The sequence below is a fragment of the Xanthomonas sp. WCS2018Noco2-27 genome (assembly GCF_031843525.1).
Taxonomy (GTDB): domain Bacteria; phylum Pseudomonadota; class Gammaproteobacteria; order Xanthomonadales; family Xanthomonadaceae; genus Xanthomonas.
On sequence record NZ_JAVTIK010000005.1, the window covers coordinates 129,830 to 153,947 of the forward strand.

The following is a 24,118-nucleotide window of genomic DNA, read 5'->3' on the forward strand; positions in this document are numbered from 1 at the left end:
TCCAAGTCCGTCGCTTGCGCTTACAACGAACGCGGCAAGTTCTGGCTGTCCTGTTGCCCGGTGGTCAGCGTCCAGCCGACCAGCTCGGTGGTGACCTGGGTCAGCGCCTGCTCGAAGGCGACGGCCACTGCAGCGGTGTCGGTGCTGGCGGACGGGCGTGCGACCAGGAAGGTGCGCGAGGCGGCCACGCGTTGATCGGACGAATGCAGCAGCTTGGCGTTGAGTTCGATGGTGGCCGAGGGCACCGACTGGCCGGCGTAATCGGCTTCGAAGCGGCGCACGTCGATCGCTAGCTTGTAGTCCGAGCGGATCCCGGCACCGATGCGCGCAACCCCCGCGATCTTGCCGGAGTCTTCGAATGCGCGCACCACGCTGTCTTCCAGCATGTCGGTGGCCGGTTGCGCCCAGCCGGCGCCGTGGTAGATCTGCACTTCGCCTGGCGTGGGGCGCACGTTGATGCGCGGGCTGTCGATGATGCGGGCAGCGCTCGGCTTGGCGACCGACAGCTGCCAGGTCACCTGCGGCCAGGTGGGATTGGGCGTGACGCGCACGGTGGGTGCGTAGATCGTGGCCGGCTTCTGGTCGCCACCGGTCAGGACCGAGCAGCCGCCCAGCGCCAGCAACGAGACGCACAGCAGGGGACGCAGCAGGCGCATGGCAGTCATTTCGGTTCGAACTCCTTGGGTGCGTCGCGGCCAAGCAGGTAGCGCGCAGGGTTGTTGTCCAGTTTGTCGCTGACCCGGCGCAGGTCGCGGATCAGGCCGCGCAATTCGGTCAGTGTCGGTCCGAGCTGGCCCAGGCCATCGTTGGCAAAACTGTTGATGGCCGCGCGGTTTTCGCCAAGGATGTTGTCGGCGTTACCGGCGGCCGAATCCAGCTTGACCAGCGTTGCGTCCAGCTTGTTCAAGATGCCCGGCAGCTGCTGCACCAGGTTCTGATCCAGCCGCTTGATGGTGCCGTTGGTGGTGGTCAGGGTGGTGTCCAGATTGCGCGCGGCATCGCGCGCGCTGACGATCAGCGCCTGCATGCCTTCGTCGCGGTCGGCGATGCCGCCGCTGATCTTTTCCAGGTTCTGCAGCGTGGCCGAAATGCTGGCCACGTTCTTGTCGGAGAGCATTTCGTCCATGCGCTCGACGATGCGGTTGGCGGTATCGGTGATGTTCTGCAGCGCCGAGGGCGTGGTCTGGATGATCGGCGCATCGCTCTTGTCGATGGTGGTCAGCGTCGGCGCCTCGGGTGTGCCGCCGGAGAGCTGGATGATCGACGGGCCGGTCAGGCTGGTAATGGCCAGCTTGGCGCGGGTATCGCTCTTGATCGGTGTGGTGGAGTTGACGCGCACGTGTGCGACCACTTGGCGCGGGTCGTTCGGGGCCAGCGTCAGTTCGGTGATCGAGCCCACCGCGATGCCGTTGTATTGCACCGGGCTGCCGACCGACAGGCCGGTGACCGCCTCGCGGAACACCACGCGGTACTGCTGCCAGGTGCGATCGGAGGAGTATTTGGCGGCCCACAGACCGAACAGCAGCAAGGCCAGGCCTGCCACGATGGTGAAGGCGCCGATCAGGACGTAATTGGCTTTTGTTTCCATGCTCAGGCGGTCTCGGTGGAGTCGGTCTTGGCCGCGCGCGCGGCGCGGGCGCGCGGACCGTGGAAATATTCCTGGATCCAGGGGTGATCGATCTGCTCGACCTCGGCCAGCGGCGCGTTGGCGATCACCTTGCGATCGGCCAGCACCGCGATGCGGTCGCAGATGGCGTACAGCGTATCCAGGTCATGGGTGATCAGGAACACGGTCAGGCCCAGCGCCTGCTGCAGCGTTCGGATCAAGCGGTCGAAGGCAGCCGCGCCGATCGGGTCCAGCCCGGCGGTGGGCTCGTCCAGAAACAGCAGCGGCGGGTCCAGCGCCAGCGCACGCGCCAGGCCAGCGCGCTTGCGCATGCCGCCTGACAATTGCGAGGGCAGCTTGTCCAGCGCATCGGCCGGCAAGCCAGCGAGCTTGATCTTCAGCAGCGCCAGTTCGAAATACCAGCGCTCCGGAAACTCGCCGTGGTGTTCCTTCAGCGGCACCTGCACGTTTTCGCCAACGGTCATCGACGAAAACAGCGCGCCGTCCTGGAACAGCACCCCGGTATTACGGGTGATGTGCTGGCGGTCGACAAAACGCCCGGAGCGCGCATCCGCGCCCAGCACCTGGATGCTGCCGGCATCCGGCTCGCGCAGGCCCAGGATGCTGCGCATCAGCACCGATTTACCGGTGCCCGAGCCGCCGACCACGCCCAGAATCTCACCACGGCGCACGTCCAGATCGAGCTCTTCGTGCACGACCTGGCTACCGAACCGGTTGGTCAGCCCACGCACGGAGATCGCCAGCTGGTCGTCGTCCTCCGTCTCTGTGCCGGGATTGGTGACTGGGGATTCGATAGTGGTCACAGCACCGCACTCCCACATCTCAGGGCGCCAACAGCGCTGCTGCCTTGCGCGAATCCCAAATCCCGACGATCGAATCCCGGTTCCATCACCACCCCATCTTCATGAACCACAACGCCGCAATCGCGTCGAGGATGATGACCAAGGAAATTGTCTGCACCACCGACGAGGTGGTGCGTTCGCCCACCGACTGCGCGGTGCCGCTGACCTTCAACCCTTCCAGGCAACCGATCAGGCCGATCACCAGCGCAAACAGCGGCGCCTTCGACAAGCCGACCAGGAAGTGTCGCAACTGGATGGTGTCGTGCATGCGCGCCAGATACATCTGCGGCGGGATATCCAGATCGAATGCGCCTACGGTGACGCCACCGGCCAGGCCGGCGATCATCGCGATGAAGGTCAGCAGCGGCAGGGTGAAGATCAGCGCCAGCAGACGCGGAATCACCAGCAGGTCGATCGGGTCCAGCCCCAGCGTACGGATGGCATCGACCTCTTCGCGCGATTTCATCGCGCCGATCTGCGCCGTGAACGCGCTGGCGGTGCGCCCGGCCAACACAATCGCGGTCAGCAGTACCGCAAATTCGCGCAGGAAGGCGATGGACACCAACTCGACCACGTAAATTTCCGCGCCGAAGTCGCGCAGGATGGTCGAGCCCAAAAACGCGATCACCGCGCCAACCAGATACGACAGCAGCACCACCAGCGGCACCGCATCCAGCCCGACCTGCTCCATGTGATGCACGGTGGAGGTGAGGCGGAAGCGGCGCGGCTCGTGGATCAGCCGCATGATCTTGACCAGGTTTTCGCCCAGAAAACTGTTGAGTTCCAGAATGCCCTGGCCGACGCCATGGGTGGTGCGGCCCAGGCGGTCGAGTGCGGCGACAAAGCCGTAATCGCGCTTGGGCTTGGGGCGTTCGTCGTTGAGTTCTTCGATGGTGCACACCAGCGCCTGGTGTTCATCGCGGAAATCGATGGCGTCTTCTTTCAGCCCCATGCGGCCGGCAAAGCGCAGCAGTTGCAGCACGCCGGCCGAATCCAGTTGCTGGATGCCGCGCGCGTCGATGCGACGCACCCCGTCGGGCACCGCTTGCAGCAGTTCGGCCTGGGGCAGGGCGGTCGCCAGGACCCAACTGCCGGCGAGTCGGACCTGTGCCTGATCCTGCGAGTCTTGTTCGATGCGTGGAGGTTGCGGTTTGATCATTGGGTGGCCTGTCCGTGGCGCCAGCATACAGGGCCGGTGTGAGCGAATGATGGGGGCGCCTTCGCTGCGACGGCCTCGGATGGACGGAGGGCGCGCCGGCCACGCGCGCTGCGGCATACACTGACGTCCTCGCCGCACGGCGTTTTTTCGATCCGACCCGCCACGCATGTCCGCTGCCACCGTCGTTCTCCCGTCCGCCAGTGCCACCTACGCCCAGCGCGTCGCCTTTGTGTCGGAAATCGCCGGGCGTCTGCATTCCTATGGCACAACAGCGCAGCGCCTGGAGGCCGCGGTGATCGGGCTATCGCAAAAGCTGGGGCTGGATTGCGAGCCCTGGTCCAATCCCACCGGCATCATCTTGAGCTTCAGCGACCCGACCAAGGCGATCGGTTCCAGCGACATCACCCGCGTGATCCGGCTGGCACCGGGCGAGAACGATCTCTACAAGCTCAGCGTGGCCGATTACGTGGCCGACAGTGTGGCCAACGGGCGCATGAGCATTGCGCAGGGCCACACCGCGCTGCGCCGCCTGGACCGTGAAGTCGATCGGCGCGGCAAGACCTTGCAGGTGCTGGCCTTCGGTCTGGCCGCGGCCGGCGTGGCCGGGTTGTGGAAGTTGCCCTGGCTGGATATCGCCACCGCTGGCGCGATCGGTATGTCGATCGGCCTGCTGACCCAGTACACCGACAAGCGCGCCGCCACCAAGGAAGCCGGCGAAGCGCTGGCCGGCCTGCTGGCTGGCGTGGTCGCCGCGCTGGTGGCATCGTTGGTCGGGCCGTTGAATCTCAATACGGTGATCATTGCCTCGCTGGTGGTGCTGCTGCCAGGCATGTCGCTGACCAATGCATTCAACGAGCTGGCCAGTCAGCACTGGGTCTCCGGCACGGCGCGTCTGGCCGGTGCGGTGACCACGGTGCTCAAGCTCACGGTAGGCGCCGTGATCGCGGTGACGCTGACCCAATTGGTGGGCTTGCACCCACAGGTGGCTGCCTTGCGTCCGCAGGCCGGTTGGGTGGAATGGGCGTCGTTGCTGGTGGCCGCTTATGCGTTTGCGGTGTTGTTCAAGGCCAATCGGCGCGATTATTTATGGATCATGGCCGCAGCGATGTCCGGTTATGTCATTGCGCGTTATGCCGGGCATGCCTGGGGTGGCCCGGCCGGAGTATTTGCCTCGGCCATGGCATTGACCGCCGCCGGTAATCTGTTTGGGCGGGTGGTGCACAAACCCGGTGCGCTGATTCGATTGCCGGGCATCATCATGCTGGTTCCCGGTAGTGTCAGCCTGCGGGGGTTTTTGACCCTGGTGCAGCAGCAGGATGTCAGCGTCGGACAAGCCGCATTGTTGGCGGTCACCAATATTGTGATGGCATTGATGGCCGGTTTGCTGTTTGGCAATTTGCTGATTCCAGCGCGCAAGAATTTATGAGCGGCCAGAAAATCACCCAATAAAAACGCCGGCAATGCCGGCGTTTTTATTGGTCTGGATCAAGCGGCCTTGGACTTCTTGGTAGCGCGCTTGGTGACCGTTTTACGTGGCGCGGCCTTCTTTGCCGATGCCTTCTTTGCACCGCCACCGATCTTGCTGATCAGGAAGTCTTCCACCTTCTTGCCAGCAGCGGTCAGTTCGGCCAGCCAGCGCGGCTGCTTGCCGCGACCGGTCCAGGTTTCCTGGGTATTGGACGGGTTGCGGTACTTCGGTGCAACCTTGCCCAGCTTGCGGCCGGCGCGCGGACCCGGCTTGCTGGCAGCGGCCGGACGACCCGGGCCGGCGCTGGCGGCGGTACCAAATAATTCTTCGATGGAATAACCCTGCGCTTTCGCCGCGCGGGTCAGCTGCGTGCGGACCTTGGCGATCGGGGCGCGCTTGGCAACCACGGTCTGCTGCTTCTTTGCATTTTTGATCAGTGCGCCCAACTGCTTGGCCGACAGGCCAGAAAGATCGATCGACATCGCGACTCCGGAAGATTGAGAGAGAAAGAATGCCGATCCTTGGCAGCGGCCGCCATCATAATGTCAGAAAACCCGCATGACAAATGCGCCGAAATAATTCGGCGCCTTGTGTTCATCCGATTGGAGCGGAATTGCCCTGTTTGATCAGCACCCAAGACGGGAGAATAATCCGGCCTTATCCAGGTTTTCTGCCGATTCGGCGGTGCGGGCGCGATATTCAAATGTGCCGGCTGCCAATCCACGTTCCGAGACGACCACCCGATGCGGAATGCCTAATAGTTCCATATCGGCAAACATGGCGCCCGGACGCAGGCCACGGTCATCCAGTGCGGCATCGAGACCGGCGGCGATCAATTCGTCCAGCAACGCCTGGGCGGCCGCGACCACCTGGGCGTCCTGCTTGGGGTTGATCACGCACACCACCACCTGCCACGGCGCCATCGGCGCCGGCCAGACAATACCGGCCTCGTCATGGTTCTGTTCGATTGCCGCAGCCACGATGCGCGAAATGCCGATGCCGTAACAGCCCATCTTCATCACCGCGACTTTGCCGTTTTCGTCGATGACGGTGGCCTGCAGCGCCTGTGCGTACTGGCTGCCAAGCTGGAACACGTGTCCCACTTCGATACCGCGGGCCAGACGCAGCTCGCCGCCATCGGCAGCGCGTTCGCCGTCGATGACGTTGCGCACATCGGCCACGGTCTCCGGCTCGGGCAGGTCACGGCCCCAGTTGACGCCGGCAAGGTGGGCGCCAGGTACATTGGCGCCGACCACGAAATCGGCCATGGCCGCGACATCGCGATCGGCCACCACGCGCACCGGGCGGGCGGTCTTCAGCGGTCCCAGGAAGCCCGGCTCGCAGCCGAGGTGGTCGCGGATTTCGGCCTCGTTGGCCAGACGGTAGTCGGCCAGGCCGGCCACCTTGCCCAGCTTGATCTCGTTGATCGCGTGGTCGCCGCGCACCAGCACCAGCACGAAGCCGGCCGTGGTCATCACCGCCACCGACTTGACCGTGCGCTGCAACTCGATGCCCAGCAGTTGAGCGACGTCTTCGCAGGTCTTCTGGGTGGGCGTTTCGACCTGGCGCATGCTCTCGGTCGCTTCCGGACGCGGCCCCGGCAGCGCGGCGCTGGCGGTTTCCACGTTGGCGGCGTAATCGGAGGCCGTGGAGAACGCCAGCGAGTCTTCGCCGGAGTCGGCGATGACGTGGAATTCCTGCGAGGCATCGCCGCCGATCGCGCCGGAGTCGGCCTGCACCGCGCGGAACTCCAGCCCCAGGCGGGTGAAGACGCGGGCGTAGGCCGCACGCATGTTGTCGTATTCGCGCGCCATGTCCGCATCGGTGAGATGGAACGAGTACGCGTCCTTCATCAGGAATTCGCGCGCGCGCATCACCCCGAAGCGCGGGCGGATTTCATCGCGGAATTTGGTCTGGATCTGATAGAAATTGAGCGGCAACTGCTTATAGCTGTTGATCTCCTGGCGCGCGAAATCGGCTGCGGCTTCTTCGGCGGTGGGGCTATAGCAGAACTCCTGCTGTTTGCGGTCACTGATCTTGAGCAACTGCCCGCCGAACTTTTCCCAACGCCCGGTGGCGTCCCACAGCTCACGCGGCTGGATGGTGGGGAACAGCACCTCCACGGCGCCGGCGCGGTTCATTTCCTCGCGCACGATCGCCTCGACCTTGCGCAGCACGCGCAGGCCCAGCGGCGACCAGGTGTACAGCCCGGAGGCCAGCTTGCGGATCATGCCCGCGCGCAGCATCAGACGGTGGCTGACCAGCTCGGCGTCGGCCGGGGTTTCCTTGGTGGTGTGCAGGTGGAACTGGGAAAGACGCATCGGGCTTCGCTTGGGCGGAAAGCCCATAGTTTGCCAGTGTCGCGCCCTGCCGGTCATGGGCGCATACCCGCGCGGCGGGGGATGGATGCGTTCGGCTTGCCTGGTCAGGCGGTCGTAACGCCGGATCGTCGGCCTGCGGTGTGAGCCCGACCACAGTCCTGGAAGCGAGGTCGTGCCGCCTTCGAAACGCACTGCGCCACCGCCGCGGTGCGTTTTGTCACTGCCCAGCGGGGTGACGGCCGCTCACGCTGTCCAGCTCGAACTCAGGTGGCCGGGCCGCCGCCAGTCGCTGCCGGCTTGCAATAGGCCTTGGCGGCGGCTTCGGCCAGATTGCGCTGCGCGGCGCGGGCGTCCGGGTCCAGCGCCGTGCCGGGCTTGCCGTCGGTGCCGGCGCCCATGGTGACCTCGCCCTTGCCGCTGAGCAGCTCCAGGTTGCGGCGTGCGGTGAGGCAGTCGGCCGATTCCGGGGTGGCGGTCTCTGGCGCGGCGATGGCCGCAGTGCCGCTGCGCGCGTCGATCCGGCGCGATTCGTAGCGCTGGCCGGTCGGCGGCGGGGTTTCGGTGTAGTGGGTCACGCCCTTGGCGTCCTTCCACTTATACAGATCGGTAGCGCCTGCAGCGGCGCTGACCAGCAGCAACAGGGCGCAAAGCCCGGACGACAGGTGCATGTGGCTTCCCCTGGATGATTCCCGCCGCGATTGCAGCATCCACGGCCCGCGCTGGCAAGTGAGCGCGCCGCGGGATACGGGCGCGCTACCGCCGGACGGACCTCAGGCCCTACACTTGTCGGATGGATGAAATGAGACCGCCCCCGCGCTCGCGCACGATTTACCTGCTGCCGAACCTGTTCACCACCGCCGGGTTGTTTTCCGGTTTCTACGCCATCATCGCCGCCGCCAATGGTCAGTTCGTCCAGGCGGCAATGGCGGTGTTCGTGGCGGCGGTGATGGACGGGTTGGACGGCCGGGTTGCGCGCCTGACCAATACCAGCAGCGAATTCGGCGTGCAGTACGACTCGCTGGCCGATCTGGTCAGCTTCGGCATGGCCCCGGCACTGGTGATGTATCACTGGTCGCTGTCGGCGCTGAAGTACGACAGCAACGTAATGGGACGGGTCGGCTGGTCGGCCGCCTTCCTGTATGCGGCCTGCGCGGCGCTGCGGCTGGCGCGCTTCAACACCCAGGTCGGCGTGGTCGACAAGCGCTGGTTCATTGGTCTGGCCAGCCCGGCGGCGGCTGGGCTGATGATGTCCTTCGTATGGGCGTTCGCCGACGACAGCCTGGGCTTCGACGGCGAGCAGCTGCGCTACGTGGCGCTGGCGGTCACGGTGGTGTCGGCGCTGTTGATGGTCAGCCGGATCCGCTTCTGGAGCTTCAAGGGCGGCGCGCGTGGCCCGCGTGCCGACCGCGTGCCGTTTCTGGCACTGGCGGTTGCCACGGTGGTGATCGCGCTGTTGGTGATCGACCTTGCGCGGTCGCTGCTGGTGATCGGCGTGCTGTATGCGTTGTCCGGCCCGATGATGTGGCTGTGGCGGCGTTGGCGGCGTGTCCCCGAGCTTCCATGAGCCGGCGTCCATGAGCGAGCCTGCGCACGAACCGGTGTGGTCGGACCTGCAGGTGTCGTGCCTGCAGGCAATGGGGCACACCGTGTATCTGGATCGCGACACAGCCGATGCCTTGCCTGCGCCTGTTGAGGTGGTCGACCACGCACCGGTGTCTGCGCCAGTGCGTGCACCGCGTGTCGCGCAAGCGGCTCCGGCTGCTGTACCGGCGGCGCGTCGCTCGGCGCCGACTGCGCCGGCCGAGTCGCGTGCGTCTGATGCACATTCGGCAGCTGCACGTTCGGCAGCTGCGCCGCAACGGCGTGGCCGCGTTGGTCTGCCCGACCGTTTGCAGATGGCGTTGCTGCGCGCGTCCGGTTGCAACCCGGGCGACCCTTCGACGCAAGCCTTGATGGCCTCCTGGCCGCTAGCCGACTTGCGTGGCAATCCGGCCGCCAAGCGTGCGCTGTGGCCGCAGCTGCGCGCGCTGCGTCGCCATCAGGACCCGGCGTGAGCGCAATGAACGCGCCGCTGCCCGCGCCACTGCGTGCCATGCGCGAAAGCGATCTGGACGCGGTGATGGAAATCGAGCAACGTGCCTATCCGTTCCCGTGGACGCGCAGCATCTTTCGCGATTGTTTGCAGGCGGGCTACCCGGGGTGGGTGATGGAGCAGGGCGGCCAGGTCATCGGTTACGGCATCATCAGCATCGCCGTCGACGAGGCGCATGTCCTCAACGTCTGCATCGCGCCGGAAGCGCAATCGCAAGGACACGGGCGCGTGTTGTTGCGCGCCTTGATCAAGGGTGCCTGCGACCGCGGCGCGCGACGTGCATTTCTGGAAGTACGCCCGTCCAATCCTTCGGCGATTGCGCTGTATCACTCCGAAGGCTTCAACGAGATCGGGCGGCGCCCGCGTTACTACCCCTCCAATACCGGACGCGAAGATGCGTTGGTGATGGCGATCGAGTTGTTCTTCGAAGGGTTTTCCTGAGCGCTGCGGCAGCCTCGCCTTTGCGGGCTGCCCATCATCGAATCGATTGCAGATAACGATCGCGCGCATGGCGTTGTGCGTGCGTGGATGGATGCGCGCATGAGAAAAATGGGCTTGCTTGCGCACAGGCTGCTGTTGATAGCCGATAACGTCTGCAAGATGCACGCGTACGTGTTGACTGTGTGCGCAACCAGCGCCACGTGGCGTGTGCTCTTGAACATACAGCAACGCCAATAGCGCCATCGATTGACGCTTTGTCTTGGATCACGATGTCTTGCGCACGGCTCGCATCGCGCAGTGCATGTATGCAGATGTATCGCTCAGTTGATCGCCTGCGTCATGCCTGTTCTACGTGCGCTCGGCGATTGTGCACCGCACCTCGCACGTTCGTGTCGGTTCCCGCTTGCTGGATTGCGTGCGTGCCGACGCATCAAGCGCATGTGCGTCTTGCACGCGCTATCCAGTCAGCACGTTGCAATGGATGCTTTCGTTGCGAAAAAACACTCCCATGTGATCGCAGCAGCATGGTGTGTTGAAGGCATGTCCAACTGCAATGCGACACGCAGAATGCTGCGCTGCAGTGTCCCTGGCGCTGTCTCTGCGTGTCTTGATTACAGCGCTTTGTCTTCTCTTTGGTGTCTCGCAACCGTTTGCGTGACTGCGCGTGCACATCGAGGCATTGCTTAGATACAAGCGATTGCGATGCTCCTAGTATCCGTGTCGCGGAGCTGAAAATTACAGAGATGAAAAGTACGTTCCGCAGTCGATAGACGAGGAATGTGCCGCCGCGCGGCGCATCGAACCCATTCGAGGGAGACATCAAGATGAAGCCGAAATTTTCGACGGCGGCCGCCGCGTCGCTGTTTGTCGGGTCGTTGCTGCTCACCGGCGTTGCAAGCGCCGATCCTGCGCTGGAAGCGGCGACCACCGGGTGGGCGACGCAGAACGGCGGTACCAAGGGCGGCTCGAAAGCTGCCGCTGCCAACATCTACACCGTCAAGAATGCTGCCGAGTTGAAGAACGCGCTGAAGGCCAGCGTGGGCAGCAACGGACGCATCATCAAGATCAGCGGCATCATCGATATCAGCGAAGGCAAGCCTTACACCAAGACCTCGGACATGAAGGCGCGCGCGCGTCTGGATATCCCGACCAAGACCACGCTGATCGGCATCACCAGCAATGCCGAAATCCGCGAAGGCTACATGTACGTCAAGGCCAACGACGTCATCATCCGCAACCTCACCATCGAAAATCCATGGGACCCGGAGCCGGTCTGGGATCCGGATGACGGCAGCGCCGGTAACTGGAATGCCGAGTACGACGGCCTGACCGTGGAAGGCGCTACCAACGTATGGGTGGACCACGTGACCTTCACCGATGGTCGCCGCACCGATGATCAGAACGGCACCGGCAACGGCCGCCCCAAGCAGCATCACGACGGCGCGTTGGACATCAAGCGCGGTGCCAACTTCGTCACCGTTTCCTACTCGGCGTTCAAGTCGCATGAGAAGAACGGCCTGATCGGTTCCAGCGACAGTCATTCAAGCTTGGACAGCGGCAAGCTCAAGGTCACCATCCACAACACCCTGTTCCAGGACATTGCCGCGCGTGCACCGCGGGTGCGTTTCGGCCAGGTGCATCTGTACAACAACTACCACGTGGGCAGTACCAGCAATAAGGTCTACCCGTTCTCGCACGCGCATGGCGTGGGCAAGGAATCGAAGATCTTTTCCGAGCGCAACGTGTTCGACATCAGTGGTGTGAGCAGCTGCGACAAGATCGCTGCCGACTACGGCGGCAGCGTGTATCGCGACCAGGGCTCGCTACTCAATGGCAAGGCCTTGAGCTGCTCCTGGAACAGCAATATCGGTTGGACTCCGCCATACACCTACAGCCTGCTGTCGGCCGACAAGGTGGCTGCGGACGTCAAGGCAAAAGCCGGCGCCGGCAAGCTGTAAGCGACAGCACCTGCTGCAAAGCGTTGCCACGCGCAGTGCACGAAAACGTGCGCTGCGCGTGGCTCGCGGTCATTCCAAAAACGCAGGTGCAACATGATGAAAATGTACTTTTAAATAATGTACATAAGCATTAGCATCGGTCGGGTTCGCTAGGGGACTGGCCTGTTGGCCTGGGCGAACGCACGGGGAACACGTCGCGTAGCGGCGTGTCATGCATCACTCATTCAAGAGATTTCATCACCATGTCGAACGCATCGACTGTTGTGGGACGTACCGTTGTGGGCGTTGTATTGAGCGCCGCGTTGTTGTCGACCACCGCTTACGCAGCCGACCCTGCGCTGGAGGTTGCCACCACCGGCTGGGCCACCCAGAACGGCGGCACAAAAGGCGGTTCCAAGGCGGCGGCAGCGAATATCTATACCGTCAGCAACGCAGCACAATTGAAGGCCGCACTGAAGGCCAGCGCTGGCAGCAATGGGCGCATCATCAAGGTCAAGGGTGTCATCGACATCAGCGAAGGCAAGGCCTACACCAAGACCTCGGACATGAAGACGCGTGCGCGTCTGGATGTGCCGACCAAGACCACCTTGATCGGTGTCGGCACCAACGCAGAAATCCGCGAAGGCTATTTCTACATCAAGGCCAACGACGTCATCGTGCGCAACCTCACCATCGAAAATCCGTGGGATCCGGAACCGAAGTGGGATGCCGACGATGGCGACAACGGCAACTGGAATGCCGAGTACGACGGTTTGACCGTGGAAGGCGCCACCAACGTGTGGGTGGACCACGTGACCTTTACCGATGGTCGCCGCACCGACGATCAGAACGGCACTGCCAATGGTCGTCCCAAGCAGCATCATGACGGCGCGATGGACGTCAAGAAGGGCGCGAACTTCGTGACCATTTCGTACTCGGCCTTCAAGTCGCACGAGAAGAACAGCCTGATCGGCTCCAGCGACAGCGCCTCCAGCACCGACAGCGGCAAGCTCAAGGTGACCATCCACAACACCTTGTTCGAGAACATCTCCGCGCGTGCACCGCGGGTACGTTTCGGCCAGGTGCATCTGTACAACAACTACCACGTGGGCAGCACCAGCAATAAGGTCTACCCGTTCTCGCACGCGCATGGCGTGGGCAAGGAATCGAAGATCTTCTCCGAGAACAATGCCTTCGACATCAGCGGTGTGAGCAGTTGCGACAAGATCGCCGGCGATTACAAGGGCAGCGTGTACCGCGACCAGGGGTCGTTGCTCAACGGCAAGGCATTGAGCTGTTCCTGGAACAGCAACATCGGCTGGAAGCCGCCGTACACCTACAATCTGCTGTCTGCCAACAAGGTGGCTGCGGACGTCAAGGCTAAGGCCGGCGCAGGCAAGCTGTAACTGCTGCGGCACGCAGCGCTGCAAGGGTTGCAGCACTGTTCGTCATCACACAACGCCCGCAGCGATGCGGGCGTTGTGCGTTTGCACGATGTGCTGATCGAGGTCTGGATGCCCTGCTTAGGGATCGTCAGCGAAGCCAAGACGCGATAGCACGCTGCCGTCACGCGTCCAAAGACCGATTCGCGATGCGGCCCGCGCATCGCACTTCAACTAATCCATGGCCGAGAACAGACGCAACGGCGCAGCCGCGCCCGCCGCAGCAAGCGGCAGCACGCGTCGGCAAAAGTGCATTCAGTCCTGCGCTGCGTTGTTCGCGCTCTGGCCCGGCGTGCACACCGGCTTTTGACGCTTGTCCACCAGCTTGCCCATCAGTCGGTCGCTCAGCGGCAGCATGTCGCCGTTGAGGCGCCAGTCGTAGATCACGCTGAAGGCCAGGACGCGCGCAACGTACTCGCGGGTTTCCTTGTAGCTGATGGTCTCGATCCAGAAGTCCGGTTCGAAGCCCGGCCGTTGCGATTGCCAGCGGCCGGTCGGGCCGGGTCCGGCGTTGTACGCGGCGATGGTGAGATACGGCAGGCCACAGGTGTTGAGCAACTGGCGCAGGTACGCGGTGCCGATGGCGATGTTGGTGTCCGGCTCGTACAGACTGGCGGCACCCGCGTAGCCGGGCAGGGCGATGCCCTTGGCCACTGCCGCGCCGGTGCCGGGCAAGACCTGCATCAGGCCCATCGCATTGGCCGGCGAACGCGCACGTGGATTGAAGATGCTTTCGGCGCGGATCTCTGCAGCGACCCATGCCGGATCGATGGCGTTTTTGGCCGCTTCGCGGCGAATGCTCTCATCGTGATGCAACGGGAAGCGCAGCGCGTACAGCCGTTGCTCGTCCGGTTGTTTGCCAAGCGCAAACACCGCGCGGTCGAACCAGCCGTTGTCGCTGGCTACCTCCACCGCCAGGCGGCGCTGGGTGTCGTCGAGGCGGCTGGCGGCATCGTTCCACTCCGCCACCGCCCAGCCGGGGCGATCGATCTGGAACAACGCAATTGCACGGGTCAATGCCGGGTCGCGCGCCACCGCGGCCTTGGCCTGCGGGCTGTCCTTGGGCTCCCATGGGCATAGCCGATACGGCTGCTGCAGGCGGTCGGCGGCCAGGAAGCCGTGGAAGGTGGGCGACTGTGCCGCCGCGCGATACAACGGCTGTGCTGCCGCCGCCGAACCGGTCTTCTCGGTGAGGCGCGCTTCGAAATACTGCCAGCGCGAATCGGCGCGCTGGCTGGCCGGCATCTTGCGGATGGCGGCCAAGGCCGCAGGCCAATCGCCGCGCGACATTGCCTCGCGCGCGCGCCATTCGTGCAGGCGCTCGTCGTAGGCCGCATCGGGCACCGCGTTGAGCCTGCGCGCCGAATCCGGCAGGTAGGACGCCACCGTCCACAACGCAATCTGATACAGCACCTGCCCGCGCTGCGCGTCGCTGAAACCCAACGCGCTGGCGAGCTGCGGCAACTGTTGCTCGGCGGCATCCGGGTCGGTCTTGGCCAGCTTGGCCAGGCCATCGACGGCGATGTTGCGGCTGCGCTCGGTCTTTGGCCAACCCAGTGCACGCGGGTGGACCTTGTCGAGAAAGGCAGCGTAATCGGTGGCCAGTGCCAGATCAGCTGCCGGCAAGCCACGCGCCGCCGCACGCATCACTGCAGGCAGCTGCGCATCGGCAGCGGCTTCCACCCGCTCCCAGCGCAGTGCCGGGGTGAGTTCGCCGCGCGACTCCAGCCCCGCCACCACCGGCTCGCACGCATCCGGCAACGCCTTGCCGTTGCGCCACAGGGTGAGCGCATCGCGGCTCCACTGTGCGTCCAGCTTGCCGGTGGCCTGGCGCGCGGTCAGCTGCGCGCAGCGCAGCCCTACGTTCTCGGTGGTCTTCCAGTTGGCCAGCAACGTGGTCCAGTCCTGGTGCCGCGCGATCGCCGGCAACCAGGTGCTACGGAAACTCTCGGCCACTGGCTGGCCCGCGTAGCGCTGCAAGAATCCCTGCGCCTGCGCGTTGGAGACGTTGTCGATGTTGCGCTTGAGCGTGGCGTACTCCAGCCAGCCGTACAGCGGATGGCGGCTCAATGCAGAGAGCTGGGCGGGATCGGATTGGCCGCGCTCTGCGGCGGCGATTGCATCGCGCATGGCAGTCAATTGCGGATCCAGGCTTTGCGCATGCAGCGCAGTGCTGCCAAGGCACAACAGGCCGACGAAAACAGTGGCAAGACGCGGGAAATAAGTCATCGCGCGACTATACCGAAGCACGCCTGAGCGCTTGAGTGAATACGCATCGCGCCTGACAGCATGCGGCCTATCGATGCCGCTGTGCGTTCGTCGTCTGGACCATGCGCTTGCGCGTTTCTATCGGCATCTGCGCTCACACCATGCACTGCGACGCGCATCGCAGTGCTGCACCGCCAGATTGCGGTGCGTTAAGGTTTCGTTTACAACTTGGGCCGGACCGCAGGGCACGGGGGCGTGCGGACACTTAAAGATCCTTCTGGAGAGAGAAAGGATGAAGCGTCTGATTGGCCCGTCTCGGTCATGCCTGGCCGTGCAGTTGTCGTTGTGTCTGATTCCCACGCTGGCCTGGGCGCAACAGCCCGAGGCCGCCCCCGGTACGCGCACGCTCGATAGCGTGCAAGTCACCGGCACCCGCATCAGGACTGCCGAGCTGCAAGGCCAGGTGCCGATCCAGACGCTCAACCGCGCCGACATCGAACGCACCGGCCTGACTTCGATCGGCGAAGTGCTGCAGGAACTCACCGCGTCCGGTTCGGCGCTCAACGCCAAGTTCAATTCGTCCGGCAATTTCGGCTTTCCGCCCGACGGCGGCGGCGTGGGCGCGGGTTCGGCGCAGGTGGATCTGCGCCACCTCGGCTCCAAGCGCGTGCTGGTGCTGGTCGATGGCATCCGCTGGGTCAACGAGTCGTCTGCCTCCGGCGTGGGCTCGTCGACCGACCTCAATACCATTCCGCTGGCGATCGTCGAACGCATCGAAGTGCTCGAAGACGGCGCCTCGTCGTTATACGGTTCCGATGCGATTGCCGGTGTGGTCAACATCATCACCCGGCGCAGCTTCGACGGTGCGCAGGTCACGCTCAACTACGGCCAGTATGGCAAGGGCGATGGCGCCAACCAGGGCGTGGATCTGGCCTGGGGCACCAGCGGCGAGGATTTCAGCCTGTTTTTAGGCGCCAGCTACGTCAAGCAGGACCCGATCTATGCGCGCGACCGTGCACAGGCACGCTTCCCGATCCCGGGCACCGGCCTGACCTTCGGCAGCTCGGCCACACCGGATGGGCGCTTTCAGTTCGTCGACCCCACGACCGGCGCGCGCCAGAACCTCACCCCCAATGCCGGCGTCGGCACGCCGCAATACGACGGCAGCGCGGGCTGCACGCGCAGCGACGACTACCATTGCTTCGGCACCGCAGACCGCTACAACTTCGCCGAACAGAACCTGCTGCTGACACCGTCCGAGCGCAAGGGCGTGTTTGCGCAATTCCGCTATTACTTCAATGACGACGTGCAGTGGTACGTCAAGGCGTTGGGCAATCGGCGCGAGTCGACCAACCAGGCCGCGCCGGAGCCGATCTTTCTTGGCCCCGATGCCGGCACCGGCAATCCGCTCGCCGACAACATCGTGATTTCCGGCTTTAATCCGTTCAATCCGTTCGGCTTCGATCTGAACTCGGCCACCAACCTGATCCAGATCGGCCGACGTCCGGTGGAAGGCGGGCCGCGTCGCTACGAGCAGCAGGTGGATACGCAGTACTTCGGCACCGGGCTGGTGGGCACCTTCGAAGCCGCCGCGCGCACCTGGTATTGGGACGTCAACGGCATGTACAGCAAGAACAAGGCCGAGCAGACCAACTACGGCAGCTACAACCTGTTCAACATCAATCTGGCGTTGGGTGATCCGGCCGCATGCGCGGCGGTGGCTGGCTGCGTGCCGCTAGATATCTTCAGCGGGGCGGGTAGCATCACGCCGGACATGCTGCGCTGGATCCAGCCGGTGGTGCGCGACCGCAGCCAGAACGAGTTGAGCCTGTTCACCGCCAACCTCAGCAGCGAATTGTTCCAGCTGCCGGGTGGCGCGGTGTCGTTTGCCAGCGGCTACGAATACCGCAAGTACGAGGGCTCATATCAGCCCGATCCGCTCACCGTGGCCGGCCGCTACAACGGCGTGCCGTCGTTGCCGACCTCCGGTAGCTACGACGTCAACGAGGCGTATCTCGAACTCAATATTCCAATCTTCGCCAACTCGTCGTTGGGCGACAAACTCGATCTGAATATCGCCGGGCGCTATTCGGATTACTCCACCTTCGGCGGCGAATTCACGCCCAAGTACGGCCTGCGTTGGCAGGTCACCGACGAGTTGGTGTTGCGGACCAGCTACGCCGAAGGCTTCCGTGCACCGACCATCGGCGAGCTGTTCGGTTCGGCCGCGCGCGCCGATTTGCAGCTATCCGATCCATGCTCGATCGGCCTGGGCGGCACCGCCCCGCGCGGCAGTGCGGCCAACTGCGCCGCACTCGGCGTGCCGGGCGGTTACCAGCAGGCCAACCAGCAGATCTCGGTGACCACCGGCGGCAATGAGCAGCTGGACCCGGAGCGCTCGCGCAGCTTCAGCGCCGGCTTTGTGTTCAGCCCGGGCTTTGCCAGCAACGCCAGCTGGTCCGACCGGCTGGACATGGAAGTGACGTTCTATCGCCATCATGTCGACGGCGCGATCCAGGCCATCAATGCGCAGACGCAGCTGGATCTGTGCGTGGACACGCTGGATGCGCTGTACTGCGATGGCATCGGCCGCGCGTCCACCGGCGGCATCAACGCCTTCAACAACCGGCTGACCAATCTGGGCTCGATCAAAACCGATGGTTGGGATGTGGATCTGTTCTGGACGCTGCCGGAAAGCGCGCTTGGCCGCTTCAAGTTGTCCTGGCAAAACACCTTCGTAGGCCGTTACGAAGCGCTGGGTGCGGCTGGACAGCGGCAGCCGCAGGGGCCAGGTATCGAAGTGGTCGACAGTGCGATTCCCGAGTGGACCAGCAATGCCGTGCTGGATTGGTCGCTGGGTCACTGGACCGCATCGTGGACGGCGCGCCACATCTCCAAGCTCACCGAGCAATGCGGCGATGCGGTGGAATTTGCGGTGTGCTCCGATCCTGCCGTGGGCACCAATCGGCTGGACGCGATCACCTATCACGATGCGCAGGTGGGGTATCGCGTCGATTGGCTCAAGGGGCTGCAACTCACGGCTGGCTTGAACAACGTGTTCGACAAAGATCCTCCGCTCTGCCTGTCGTGCTCACTCAACGGCTATGACGCATCCACTTACGACATTCCCGGTGGGCGCTTCTGGTATGCGCGTGTGGATTTGAAGTTCTAGGGCGGCCGGACGCTGCGTGGTTCTTCAGTGAGAACCACGCAGGCTGATTGGGTGATCGCGGCGATGCGGAGGCGTCGTCGTCGCACCCCGCATGGTTATGGCAGGTGATGCGCAGGTGCCGGTTGCCTGCGTATCGCGGCGGCGCACTGGAGCACGGGCGCGTTGTCGTGCAGTCGTTCTCTTCTATCGGCGACAACGACTGTTTCAGCGCGGCTATACCGGCCGATAGTCCGGCAAGGCGATGCTGTTGGAATCGCGCGCAAAACTGTTGTTGATGACGCGTCGGACAAGCGGGGTGCCTGCCAGGCGCATCGCGCCGCGCAACAGCGTCAGCCCGACAGTGGAGTGCGGCCAGAGCAGACGAGGGACGATCTTGGGAACGTTCTGCCCCTCTTTGACGAACGGGCGCATGATCCGTTCGTAGTGCGTAAACGCTTGCGTAGGCGCGCTGGCCTGGGCAAGTTCCCCCGCCAATACATAGCTGCCCACCATCGCCAGCGTCGTGCCGATGCCCGACAGCGATGTGGGGCACCACGCGGCATCGCCGGTCAACACTACCCGGCCAGCGGACCAGCGCGGCATGCGCACCTGTCGCAATACCTCGAAGTAGAAATCGTCGACATCCTTCATCGCCTCGAGAATGCGCGGGAATTCCCAGCCGTCGTTGGCAAATTGCGCTTGCATGTAGTGCCGTTGCCGCTCCAGGCTCCATGCATTCTCGCCCTCGGGCCGCTTCTGCAGGCCGAGATAGGCGCCCAGCTTGCCGTCCAGGGCAGGCTTCAACGTCGCGCCGCGCCCACCCACCGTGTTGTATTGCCTGGCATAGGCACTGTCGTGCGGGAGTCGGGGGATGCTGAAGTACGCAATGGTCATGTCCATCCAGTACGGCACGTTCTCGCCGGGAAACACCAGCTCACGCGTGTGCGCACCAACGCCTTCGGCGACGATGACAGCGTCGTAGCGTGCGGAGTGGCCGCTGTGGAAGGTGACGTCGACGCCGTCCTGGTCCTGGGCGAGGTCGCAAATGCTGTCGCCGAAGCGATAGGGCACGCGCTCGCGGGTGGCGTCATACAGGATGCGCGCGAGGTCGCCGCGACGGATTTCCAGATCGGCAGTGGGCCCGCCGTCGGTGTCGGACTCGTCTGCCTTGAAGCGCGCAATGACGCGATTGTCTTCGCCCACCCAATCGGTGCCGAGTTCCTTGGTGCTACGTTCGAATGCACGCGCCTCCAGTCCCATGCGGCGCAGCACCTCGCGCGCATTGCCGCGCACGTCGACGTTCTGGCCGCCATCACGAAACGCCGGCGCGCGTTCGACGACGTCGACCTCGACTCCGTAAGCATCGAGCCACCATGCCGCAGTGGTCCCGGCGACGCTTGCGCCACTGATGAGAATCTGACGGGACATGGTGCCGCTCCTGCAGCGAATGTATATCATGCATGATACTTAAATATCATGCGTGATGCTATTCGCTTGCGGCGGTTTCCAGATTGTCGATCAGTCGGCCAAGCAGAACGGTCAGCAGCGCGGCTTCTTCGTTGGAAAAGCCCGAGACGCCGACGGCATTGAAGTGAAGCAGCGCGGTGCGCCCGGTGGCAGCGGCGTCTTGGCCGGCATCGGTCAGCCGAACGGTGGCGGCGCGTTTGTCGCTGGACAACGCTTCGCGCGCAATCAGCGCCATCGCTTCAAGCTTGTCCAGCAGCGCCACCATCGCAGGCTGCTTCACTGCGGAGTGGCGCACCAGGTCCCGCTGCAGCATCGGGCCTTTCCACGACAGCAGCAGCAACGGCGCAATCAGCGCAAGCGTCAGCCCGTGTTCGCGCAGGCGCGCGTCGACACTGCGATTGAAGACGCGCGCGGCATGGTTGGCCAGATAGCCGGGCGCGATGGCGGCTTCCGGGTGGATGTCCGAGTTCATGCTCGAAGCATATCCCACGCGTGTGGGGCGATGGCACCGCGCGACTGGGGCTGTCGCGCGGTGGGGCAGCGTGGCTGGCCCGTCATGGCAAGGCGCCTGTTTCGACGATGGCGCAATGCTTGCGATGGGCTGCGGATGCGCGACGCGTCAGAACGCACCCGTGCATCCGCAGCACTCGCTTGTGGCCGATCGTTATCGACGCACCGGCGCGTCGCCAGCGATGTAGTAATCGGCCGTACTGCGCGCCAACGGCGCACGTCCCCGCATGCGGTCGGCGATCTTCTCGGCGATCATGATCGTGGTGGCGTTGAGGTTGCCGGTGATGATGCGCGGCATGATCGAGGCATCGATGACGCGCAGGCCTTCCATGCCATGCACGCGGCCTTGTCCATCCACCACGGCCATGTCATCGGTGCCCATCGCACACGAGCACGACGGGTGATACGCGGTCTCTGCACGTGAGCGCACGAACGCGTCCAGTTCGGCGTCGGTCTTGCAATCGGCGCTGGGGCTAATCTCGCGTCCGCGGTAAGGGTCCAGCGCGGGCTGCGCGATGATCTCGCGGGTGATGCGGATCGCATCGCGAAATTCCTGCCAGTCCTGATCGGTGGACTGGTAGTTGAAGAGGATGGACGGATGCTGGCGCGGGTCGCGCGACTTGGCGTGCACGTGCCCGCGGCTGGGCGTGCGCATCGAGCCGACATGCGCTTGAAACCCATGTTCCTTCACCGCATTGCTGCCGTTGTAATTGATCGCCACCGGCAGGAAGTGGTACTGGATGTTGGGCCAGTCGAACTCATCGCGCGTGCGGATAAAGCCGCCGGCTTCGAACTGATTGCTGGCGCCGGTGCCGGTGCCGGCAAACAGCCACTCGGCGCCAATCGCGGGCTGGTTCCACCATTGCAGCGCCGGATACAACGACACCGGTTTGGTGCAGGCGTACTGGATATAGACCTCCAGATGATCCTGCAGATTCTGGCCGACGCCGGGCAGGTCGTGGACCAGCTGGACGTCGAGTGCGCGCAGCAGATCCGGTGCGCCGACGCCGGAGCGCTGCAATAGCTGTGGTGAGGCGATGGCGCCGGCACAGACGAGCACTTCGCGGCGTGCATGCGCATCGATGCCCTCGCTGCTGTTGCCGACCAGATAGTGCACGCCGATCGCGCGCTTGCCGGCAAACAGGATGCGATCGGTGGTGGCGTGGGTGACGATGTGCAGGCCATCGCGCGGCTTTGCCATGTCCAGATACCCGCGCGCCGTGCTCGCACGACGGCCCTGTGGCGTCACGGTGCGATCCATCGGCCCGAAGCCTTCCTGCTGGTAGCCATTGAGATCGTCGGTACGCGGATAGCCTGCCTGCACGCCGGCATCGACCATCGCGTGGAACAGCACGTTGTTGTCGTTCTTCGGCGTGGCCACGCTGACCGGGCCTTCGCCGCCGTGATAATCGTTGGCGCCGATGTCGCGCGTCTCGGCCTTGCGGAAGTAGGGCAACACGTCGCGGTAGCTCCAGTCTTCCAGGCCCGGGCGTTTGGCCCAGTGGTCGAAGTCGAGCGCGTTGCCGCGGATGTAGCACATGCCATTGATCAGCGACGAACCGCCCAGGCCTTTGCCGCGCCCGCATTCCATGCGCCGGTTGTCCATGTGCGGCTCCGGCTCGGTTTCATAGGCCCAGTTGTAGCGGCGGCCCTGCAGCGGAAACGCGAGTGCGGCCGGCATCTGGGTACGGAAATCCAGCCGGTAATCCGGCCCGCCGGCTTCGAGCAAGAGCACCGTCACGCCGGGGTCTTCGGTCAAACGGGCAGCCAGCACGTTGCCTGCCGAGCCGGCGCCGATGATGATGTAGTCGTATTCGCGTTGCATGGTGGTCTCCTGATGCGTGTGCGATGCAGCGGCAGTCAAGGCACCGCGCAGTCGCTGTTCTGTGCGCGGCAACGTGCCGGTGCACGCAGCGCGTGTGTCGGGCGCAACGCACGCATCCATCGATCGCGTGCGTTGCGGCGTAGGCCGCTTAAAACACCGATGCGTAGCGTTCCAGCTCGACCTGTATCGACTTGGTGCGCGTATACGCCTGCAGGGTCGCCAAGCCATTTTCGCGCCCTACGCCGGACTGCTTGTAACCGCCCACCGGCATTGGCGCAGGCGACTCGCCCCAGGTATTGATCCAGCAGATGCCCGCTTCCAGACGATGGATCAGCCGGTGCGCACGCGCCAGATCGGGCGTGACAACACCGGCGGCCAACCCGTACGTGGTGGCATTGGCACGGGTCACCGCTTCGTCTTCGTCGTCGTAGGTGAGCAGGCTCAGTACCGGCCCGAAGATTTCCTCGCGCACGATCGCCATCACGTCGGTGCAATCGCTGAAGATCGTCGGTGCCACGTAGTAGCCCTGCGCCAGCGCGCCGTCGCGTAGCCGCTCGCCGCCGCAGAGCAGGCGCGCACCTTCGGCCTTGCCCTGATCGATGTAGTCCAGCACGCGCTGCATGTGCGCGGCGCTGACCATCGGGCCAAACGTCGTGTGCGTATCGAGCGGGTCGCCGATATGGATGCGTTGCACGCGTGCCAGCAGCCGCGCTTCGAAGGCGGTACGCAGCGCACGCGGCACGAATACGCGGGTGCCGTTGGTACACACCTGCCCGGAGCTGTAGAAGTTGGCCATCATCGCGATGTCGGCGGCCAGATCCAGGTCGGCATCGGCGCACACGATCAACGGCGATTTGCCACCCAGCTCCATGGTCACGTCTTTCAGTGACGAACTCGATGCGCTGGCCATTACCTTGCGCCCAGTGGCGGTGCCGCCGGTGAAGCTGATCTTTTCGATCTGCGGGTGTTCGGTAAGTGCGGTACCCACGCTGGCGCCGTCACCGGGCAGCACGTTGAACACGCCATCGGGCAGGCCGGCCTCAGTGAAGATTTCGGCCAGCTTGAGTGCGGTCAGCGGCGTCACCTCGCTGGGTTTGAAGATCATTGCATTGCCAGCCGCCAGCGCGGGCGCGGCCTTCCACAGTGCGATCTGGATCGGGTAATTCCACGCACCGATCGCGCCGACCACGCCCAGCGGCTCATGCCGCGTGTAAAAGAAGCTGCCTTCGCGCAACGGCACCTGCACGCCTTGCAGCGCCTGCGATACGCCGGCGTAATACTCCAGCACGTCGGCGCCGGTGACGACGTCCACGCTGCGCGTTTCGCTCAGCGGCTTGCCGGTATTGAGCGTCTCCAGCTCGGCCAGCGCGTCGTTGCGCTCGCGCAGCAATGCCACCGCGCGCAGCAGGATGCGCGAGCGCTCCACTGTTGTCAGTGCCGCCCACACGCGTTGGCCGGCCTTGGCGCTATCGACCGCGGCGTCCAGATCGTCGGCGCCCGCGTTGTGCACATTGGCCAGCACTTCGCCGGTGGCGGGGTTGATTACTTCGAACGTGTGGCCGCCGCGGGCGGGAACATATCGGCCGCCGATGTACAGCAGCTGGTCGGGGAAACGTGGCATGACAAAC

Annotated in this window: 19 protein-coding genes; 7 read left to right on the forward strand and 12 right to left on the reverse strand. The window is 64.3% G+C overall.

The window, feature by feature from the left end:
* Positions 1–20 precede the first annotated feature (20 nt).
* The 4 genes from RQH86_RS11030 to RQH86_RS11045 form a co-directional block, all read right to left on the reverse strand.
* Entirely contained in the window at positions 21–665 is a 645-nt protein-coding gene (locus RQH86_RS11030) for an ABC-type transport auxiliary lipoprotein family protein (RefSeq protein ID WP_311238567.1), read from the reverse strand.
* Positions 662–1,588: an MlaD family protein gene (locus RQH86_RS11035; protein WP_055848166.1), complete on the reverse strand. Its 927-nt coding sequence runs from the start codon at positions 1,586–1,588 to the stop codon at positions 662–664. The genes RQH86_RS11030 and RQH86_RS11035 overlap by 4 nt, the downstream gene beginning before the upstream one ends.
* 2 nt (positions 1,589–1,590) lie before the next feature.
* The gene (locus RQH86_RS11040) at positions 1,591–2,430 is read right to left on the reverse strand and encodes an ABC transporter ATP-binding protein (RefSeq protein ID WP_311238566.1); all 840 of its coding nucleotides are present in this window, start codon (positions 2,428–2,430) and stop codon (positions 1,591–1,593) included.
* Between the two features lie 85 nt (positions 2,431–2,515).
* Positions 2,516–3,628, reverse strand: a complete 1,113-nt coding sequence (locus tag RQH86_RS11045; protein ID WP_055848169.1) for an ABC transporter permease — start codon at positions 3,626–3,628, stop codon at positions 2,516–2,518.
* A 166-nt stretch (positions 3,629–3,794) separates the two neighbouring features.
* Here RQH86_RS11045 and RQH86_RS11050 point away from each other — a divergent pair, with 166 nt between their 5' ends.
* Positions 3,795–5,054: a threonine/serine exporter family protein gene (locus tag RQH86_RS11050; RefSeq protein ID WP_055848172.1), complete on the forward strand. Its 1,260-nt coding sequence runs from the start codon at positions 3,795–3,797 to the stop codon at positions 5,052–5,054.
* Positions 5,055–5,113: 59 nt separating this feature from the next.
* Here RQH86_RS11050 and RQH86_RS11055 read toward each other — a convergent pair whose 3' ends face one another.
* From RQH86_RS11055 to RQH86_RS11065, 3 genes are all read right to left on the reverse strand, one after another.
* Positions 5,114–5,578, reverse strand: coding sequence for an H-NS family nucleoid-associated regulatory protein (locus RQH86_RS11055; RefSeq protein ID WP_055848175.1), 465 nt, complete (start codon positions 5,576–5,578; stop codon positions 5,114–5,116).
* A 144-nt stretch (positions 5,579–5,722) separates the two neighbouring features.
* Positions 5,723–7,417 carry a proline--tRNA ligase gene (locus RQH86_RS11060; protein ID WP_311238565.1) on the reverse strand — a complete coding sequence of 565 codons (1,695 nt, stop codon included), beginning with the start codon at positions 7,415–7,417 and terminating at the stop codon, positions 5,723–5,725.
* A gap of 263 nt (positions 7,418–7,680) precedes the next feature.
* A complete protein-coding gene (locus tag RQH86_RS11065; protein ID WP_115562885.1) occupies positions 7,681–8,085 on the reverse strand; it encodes a DUF4124 domain-containing protein in 405 nt (134 codons plus the stop codon).
* Between the two features lie 122 nt (positions 8,086–8,207).
* On the opposite strand from RQH86_RS11065, the gene pssA reads away from it, so the two are divergent.
* The 5 genes from pssA to RQH86_RS11090 all read left to right on the forward strand — a co-directional run bounded on the left by pssA (position 8,208) and on the right by RQH86_RS11090 (position 13,293).
* On the forward strand, positions 8,208–8,981 hold the full coding sequence (pssA, locus tag RQH86_RS11070; protein WP_055848184.1) for a CDP-diacylglycerol--serine O-phosphatidyltransferase: 774 nt from the start codon (positions 8,208–8,210) through the stop codon (positions 8,979–8,981).
* A 10-nt stretch (positions 8,982–8,991) separates the two neighbouring features.
* Positions 8,992–9,471: an alanine acetyltransferase gene (locus RQH86_RS11075; protein WP_311238564.1), complete on the forward strand. Its 480-nt coding sequence runs from the start codon at positions 8,992–8,994 to the stop codon at positions 9,469–9,471.
* Positions 9,468–9,950, forward strand: a complete 483-nt coding sequence (rimI, locus tag RQH86_RS11080) for a ribosomal protein S18-alanine N-acetyltransferase (protein WP_311238563.1) — start codon at positions 9,468–9,470, stop codon at positions 9,948–9,950. Before RQH86_RS11075 ends, rimI begins: the two co-directional genes overlap by 4 nt.
* Before the next feature lie 824 nt (positions 9,951–10,774).
* Positions 10,775–11,908, forward strand: a complete 1,134-nt coding sequence (locus tag RQH86_RS11085; protein WP_055848193.1) for a pectate lyase — start codon at positions 10,775–10,777, stop codon at positions 11,906–11,908.
* Between the two features lie 242 nt (positions 11,909–12,150).
* Complete coding sequence (locus RQH86_RS11090; protein ID WP_055848197.1) at positions 12,151–13,293, forward strand: pectate lyase; 1,143 nt, start codon at positions 12,151–12,153, stop codon at positions 13,291–13,293.
* 291 nt (positions 13,294–13,584) lie between these two features.
* Here RQH86_RS11090 and RQH86_RS11095 read toward each other — a convergent pair whose 3' ends face one another.
* Positions 13,585–15,558 carry a transglycosylase SLT domain-containing protein gene (locus RQH86_RS11095; protein WP_311238562.1) on the reverse strand — a complete coding sequence of 658 codons (1,974 nt, stop codon included), beginning with the start codon at positions 15,556–15,558 and terminating at the stop codon, positions 13,585–13,587.
* A 271-nt stretch (positions 15,559–15,829) separates the two neighbouring features.
* Between RQH86_RS11095 and RQH86_RS11100 the strand changes: the two genes are divergently transcribed.
* Positions 15,830–18,709, forward strand: coding sequence for a TonB-dependent receptor (locus RQH86_RS11100; protein WP_311238561.1), 2,880 nt, complete (start codon positions 15,830–15,832; stop codon positions 18,707–18,709).
* 213 nt (positions 18,710–18,922) lie between these two features.
* On the opposite strand, the gene RQH86_RS11105 is transcribed toward RQH86_RS11100, so the two are convergent.
* The 4 genes from RQH86_RS11105 to betB all read right to left on the reverse strand — a co-directional run bounded on the left by RQH86_RS11105 (position 18,923) and on the right by betB (position 24,111).
* Complete coding sequence (locus RQH86_RS11105; RefSeq protein ID WP_311238560.1) at positions 18,923–20,116, reverse strand: FAD-dependent monooxygenase; 1,194 nt, start codon at positions 20,114–20,116, stop codon at positions 18,923–18,925.
* 58 nt (positions 20,117–20,174) lie between these two features.
* Positions 20,175–20,627, reverse strand: coding sequence for a MarR family winged helix-turn-helix transcriptional regulator (locus RQH86_RS11110; RefSeq protein ID WP_311238559.1), 453 nt, complete (start codon positions 20,625–20,627; stop codon positions 20,175–20,177).
* Positions 20,628–20,819: 192 nt separating this feature from the next.
* Positions 20,820–22,490, reverse strand: a complete 1,671-nt coding sequence (betA, locus tag RQH86_RS11115; RefSeq protein ID WP_115514647.1) for a choline dehydrogenase — start codon at positions 22,488–22,490, stop codon at positions 20,820–20,822.
* Positions 22,491–22,638: 148 nt separating this feature from the next.
* The gene (betB, locus tag RQH86_RS11120; protein ID WP_311238558.1) at positions 22,639–24,111 is read right to left on the reverse strand and encodes a betaine-aldehyde dehydrogenase; all 1,473 of its coding nucleotides are present in this window, start codon (positions 24,109–24,111) and stop codon (positions 22,639–22,641) included.
* Positions 24,112–24,118: the final 7 nt, after the last annotated feature.

What these genes read in the sequence shown, in the direction of transcription:
- RQH86_RS11045 (WP_055848169.1), bottom strand. Translation starts at nt 3,628, where the DNA reads ATGATCAAACCGCAACCTCCACGCATCGAACAAGACTCGCAGGATCAG.
- RQH86_RS11100 (WP_311238561.1), top strand. Translation starts at nt 15,830, where the DNA reads ATGAAGCGTCTGATTGGCCCGTCTCGGTCATGCCTGGCCGTGCAGTTG.
- betA (WP_115514647.1), bottom strand. Translation starts at nt 22,490, where the DNA reads ATGCAACGCGAATACGACTACATCATCATCGGCGCCGGCTCGGCAGGC.
- RQH86_RS11050 (WP_055848172.1), top strand. Translation starts at nt 3,795, where the DNA reads ATGTCCGCTGCCACCGTCGTTCTCCCGTCCGCCAGTGCCACCTACGCC.
- RQH86_RS11030 (WP_311238567.1), bottom strand. Translation starts at nt 665, where the DNA reads ATGACTGCCATGCGCCTGCTGCGTCCCCTGCTGTGCGTCTCGTTGCTG.
- RQH86_RS11090 (WP_055848197.1), top strand. Translation starts at nt 12,151, where the DNA reads ATGTCGAACGCATCGACTGTTGTGGGACGTACCGTTGTGGGCGTTGTA.
- pssA (WP_055848184.1), top strand. Translation starts at nt 8,208, where the DNA reads ATGGATGAAATGAGACCGCCCCCGCGCTCGCGCACGATTTACCTGCTG.
- RQH86_RS11110 (WP_311238559.1), bottom strand. Translation starts at nt 20,627, where the DNA reads ATGAACTCGGACATCCACCCGGAAGCCGCCATCGCGCCCGGCTATCTG.
- RQH86_RS11085 (WP_055848193.1), top strand. Translation starts at nt 10,775, where the DNA reads ATGAAGCCGAAATTTTCGACGGCGGCCGCCGCGTCGCTGTTTGTCGGG.
- RQH86_RS11075 (WP_311238564.1), top strand. Translation starts at nt 8,992, where the DNA reads ATGAGCGAGCCTGCGCACGAACCGGTGTGGTCGGACCTGCAGGTGTCG.
- RQH86_RS11095 (WP_311238562.1), bottom strand. Translation starts at nt 15,558, where the DNA reads ATGACTTATTTCCCGCGTCTTGCCACTGTTTTCGTCGGCCTGTTGTGC.
- RQH86_RS11035 (WP_055848166.1), bottom strand. Translation starts at nt 1,588, where the DNA reads ATGGAAACAAAAGCCAATTACGTCCTGATCGGCGCCTTCACCATCGTG.
- RQH86_RS11060 (WP_311238565.1), bottom strand. Translation starts at nt 7,417, where the DNA reads ATGCGTCTTTCCCAGTTCCACCTGCACACCACCAAGGAAACCCCGGCC.
- RQH86_RS11055 (WP_055848175.1), bottom strand. Translation starts at nt 5,578, where the DNA reads ATGTCGATCGATCTTTCTGGCCTGTCGGCCAAGCAGTTGGGCGCACTG.
- RQH86_RS11105 (WP_311238560.1), bottom strand. Translation starts at nt 20,116, where the DNA reads ATGTCCCGTCAGATTCTCATCAGTGGCGCAAGCGTCGCCGGGACCACT.
- RQH86_RS11065 (WP_115562885.1), bottom strand. Translation starts at nt 8,085, where the DNA reads ATGCACCTGTCGTCCGGGCTTTGCGCCCTGTTGCTGCTGGTCAGCGCC.
- betB (WP_311238558.1), bottom strand. Translation starts at nt 24,111, where the DNA reads ATGCCACGTTTCCCCGACCAGCTGCTGTACATCGGCGGCCGATATGTT.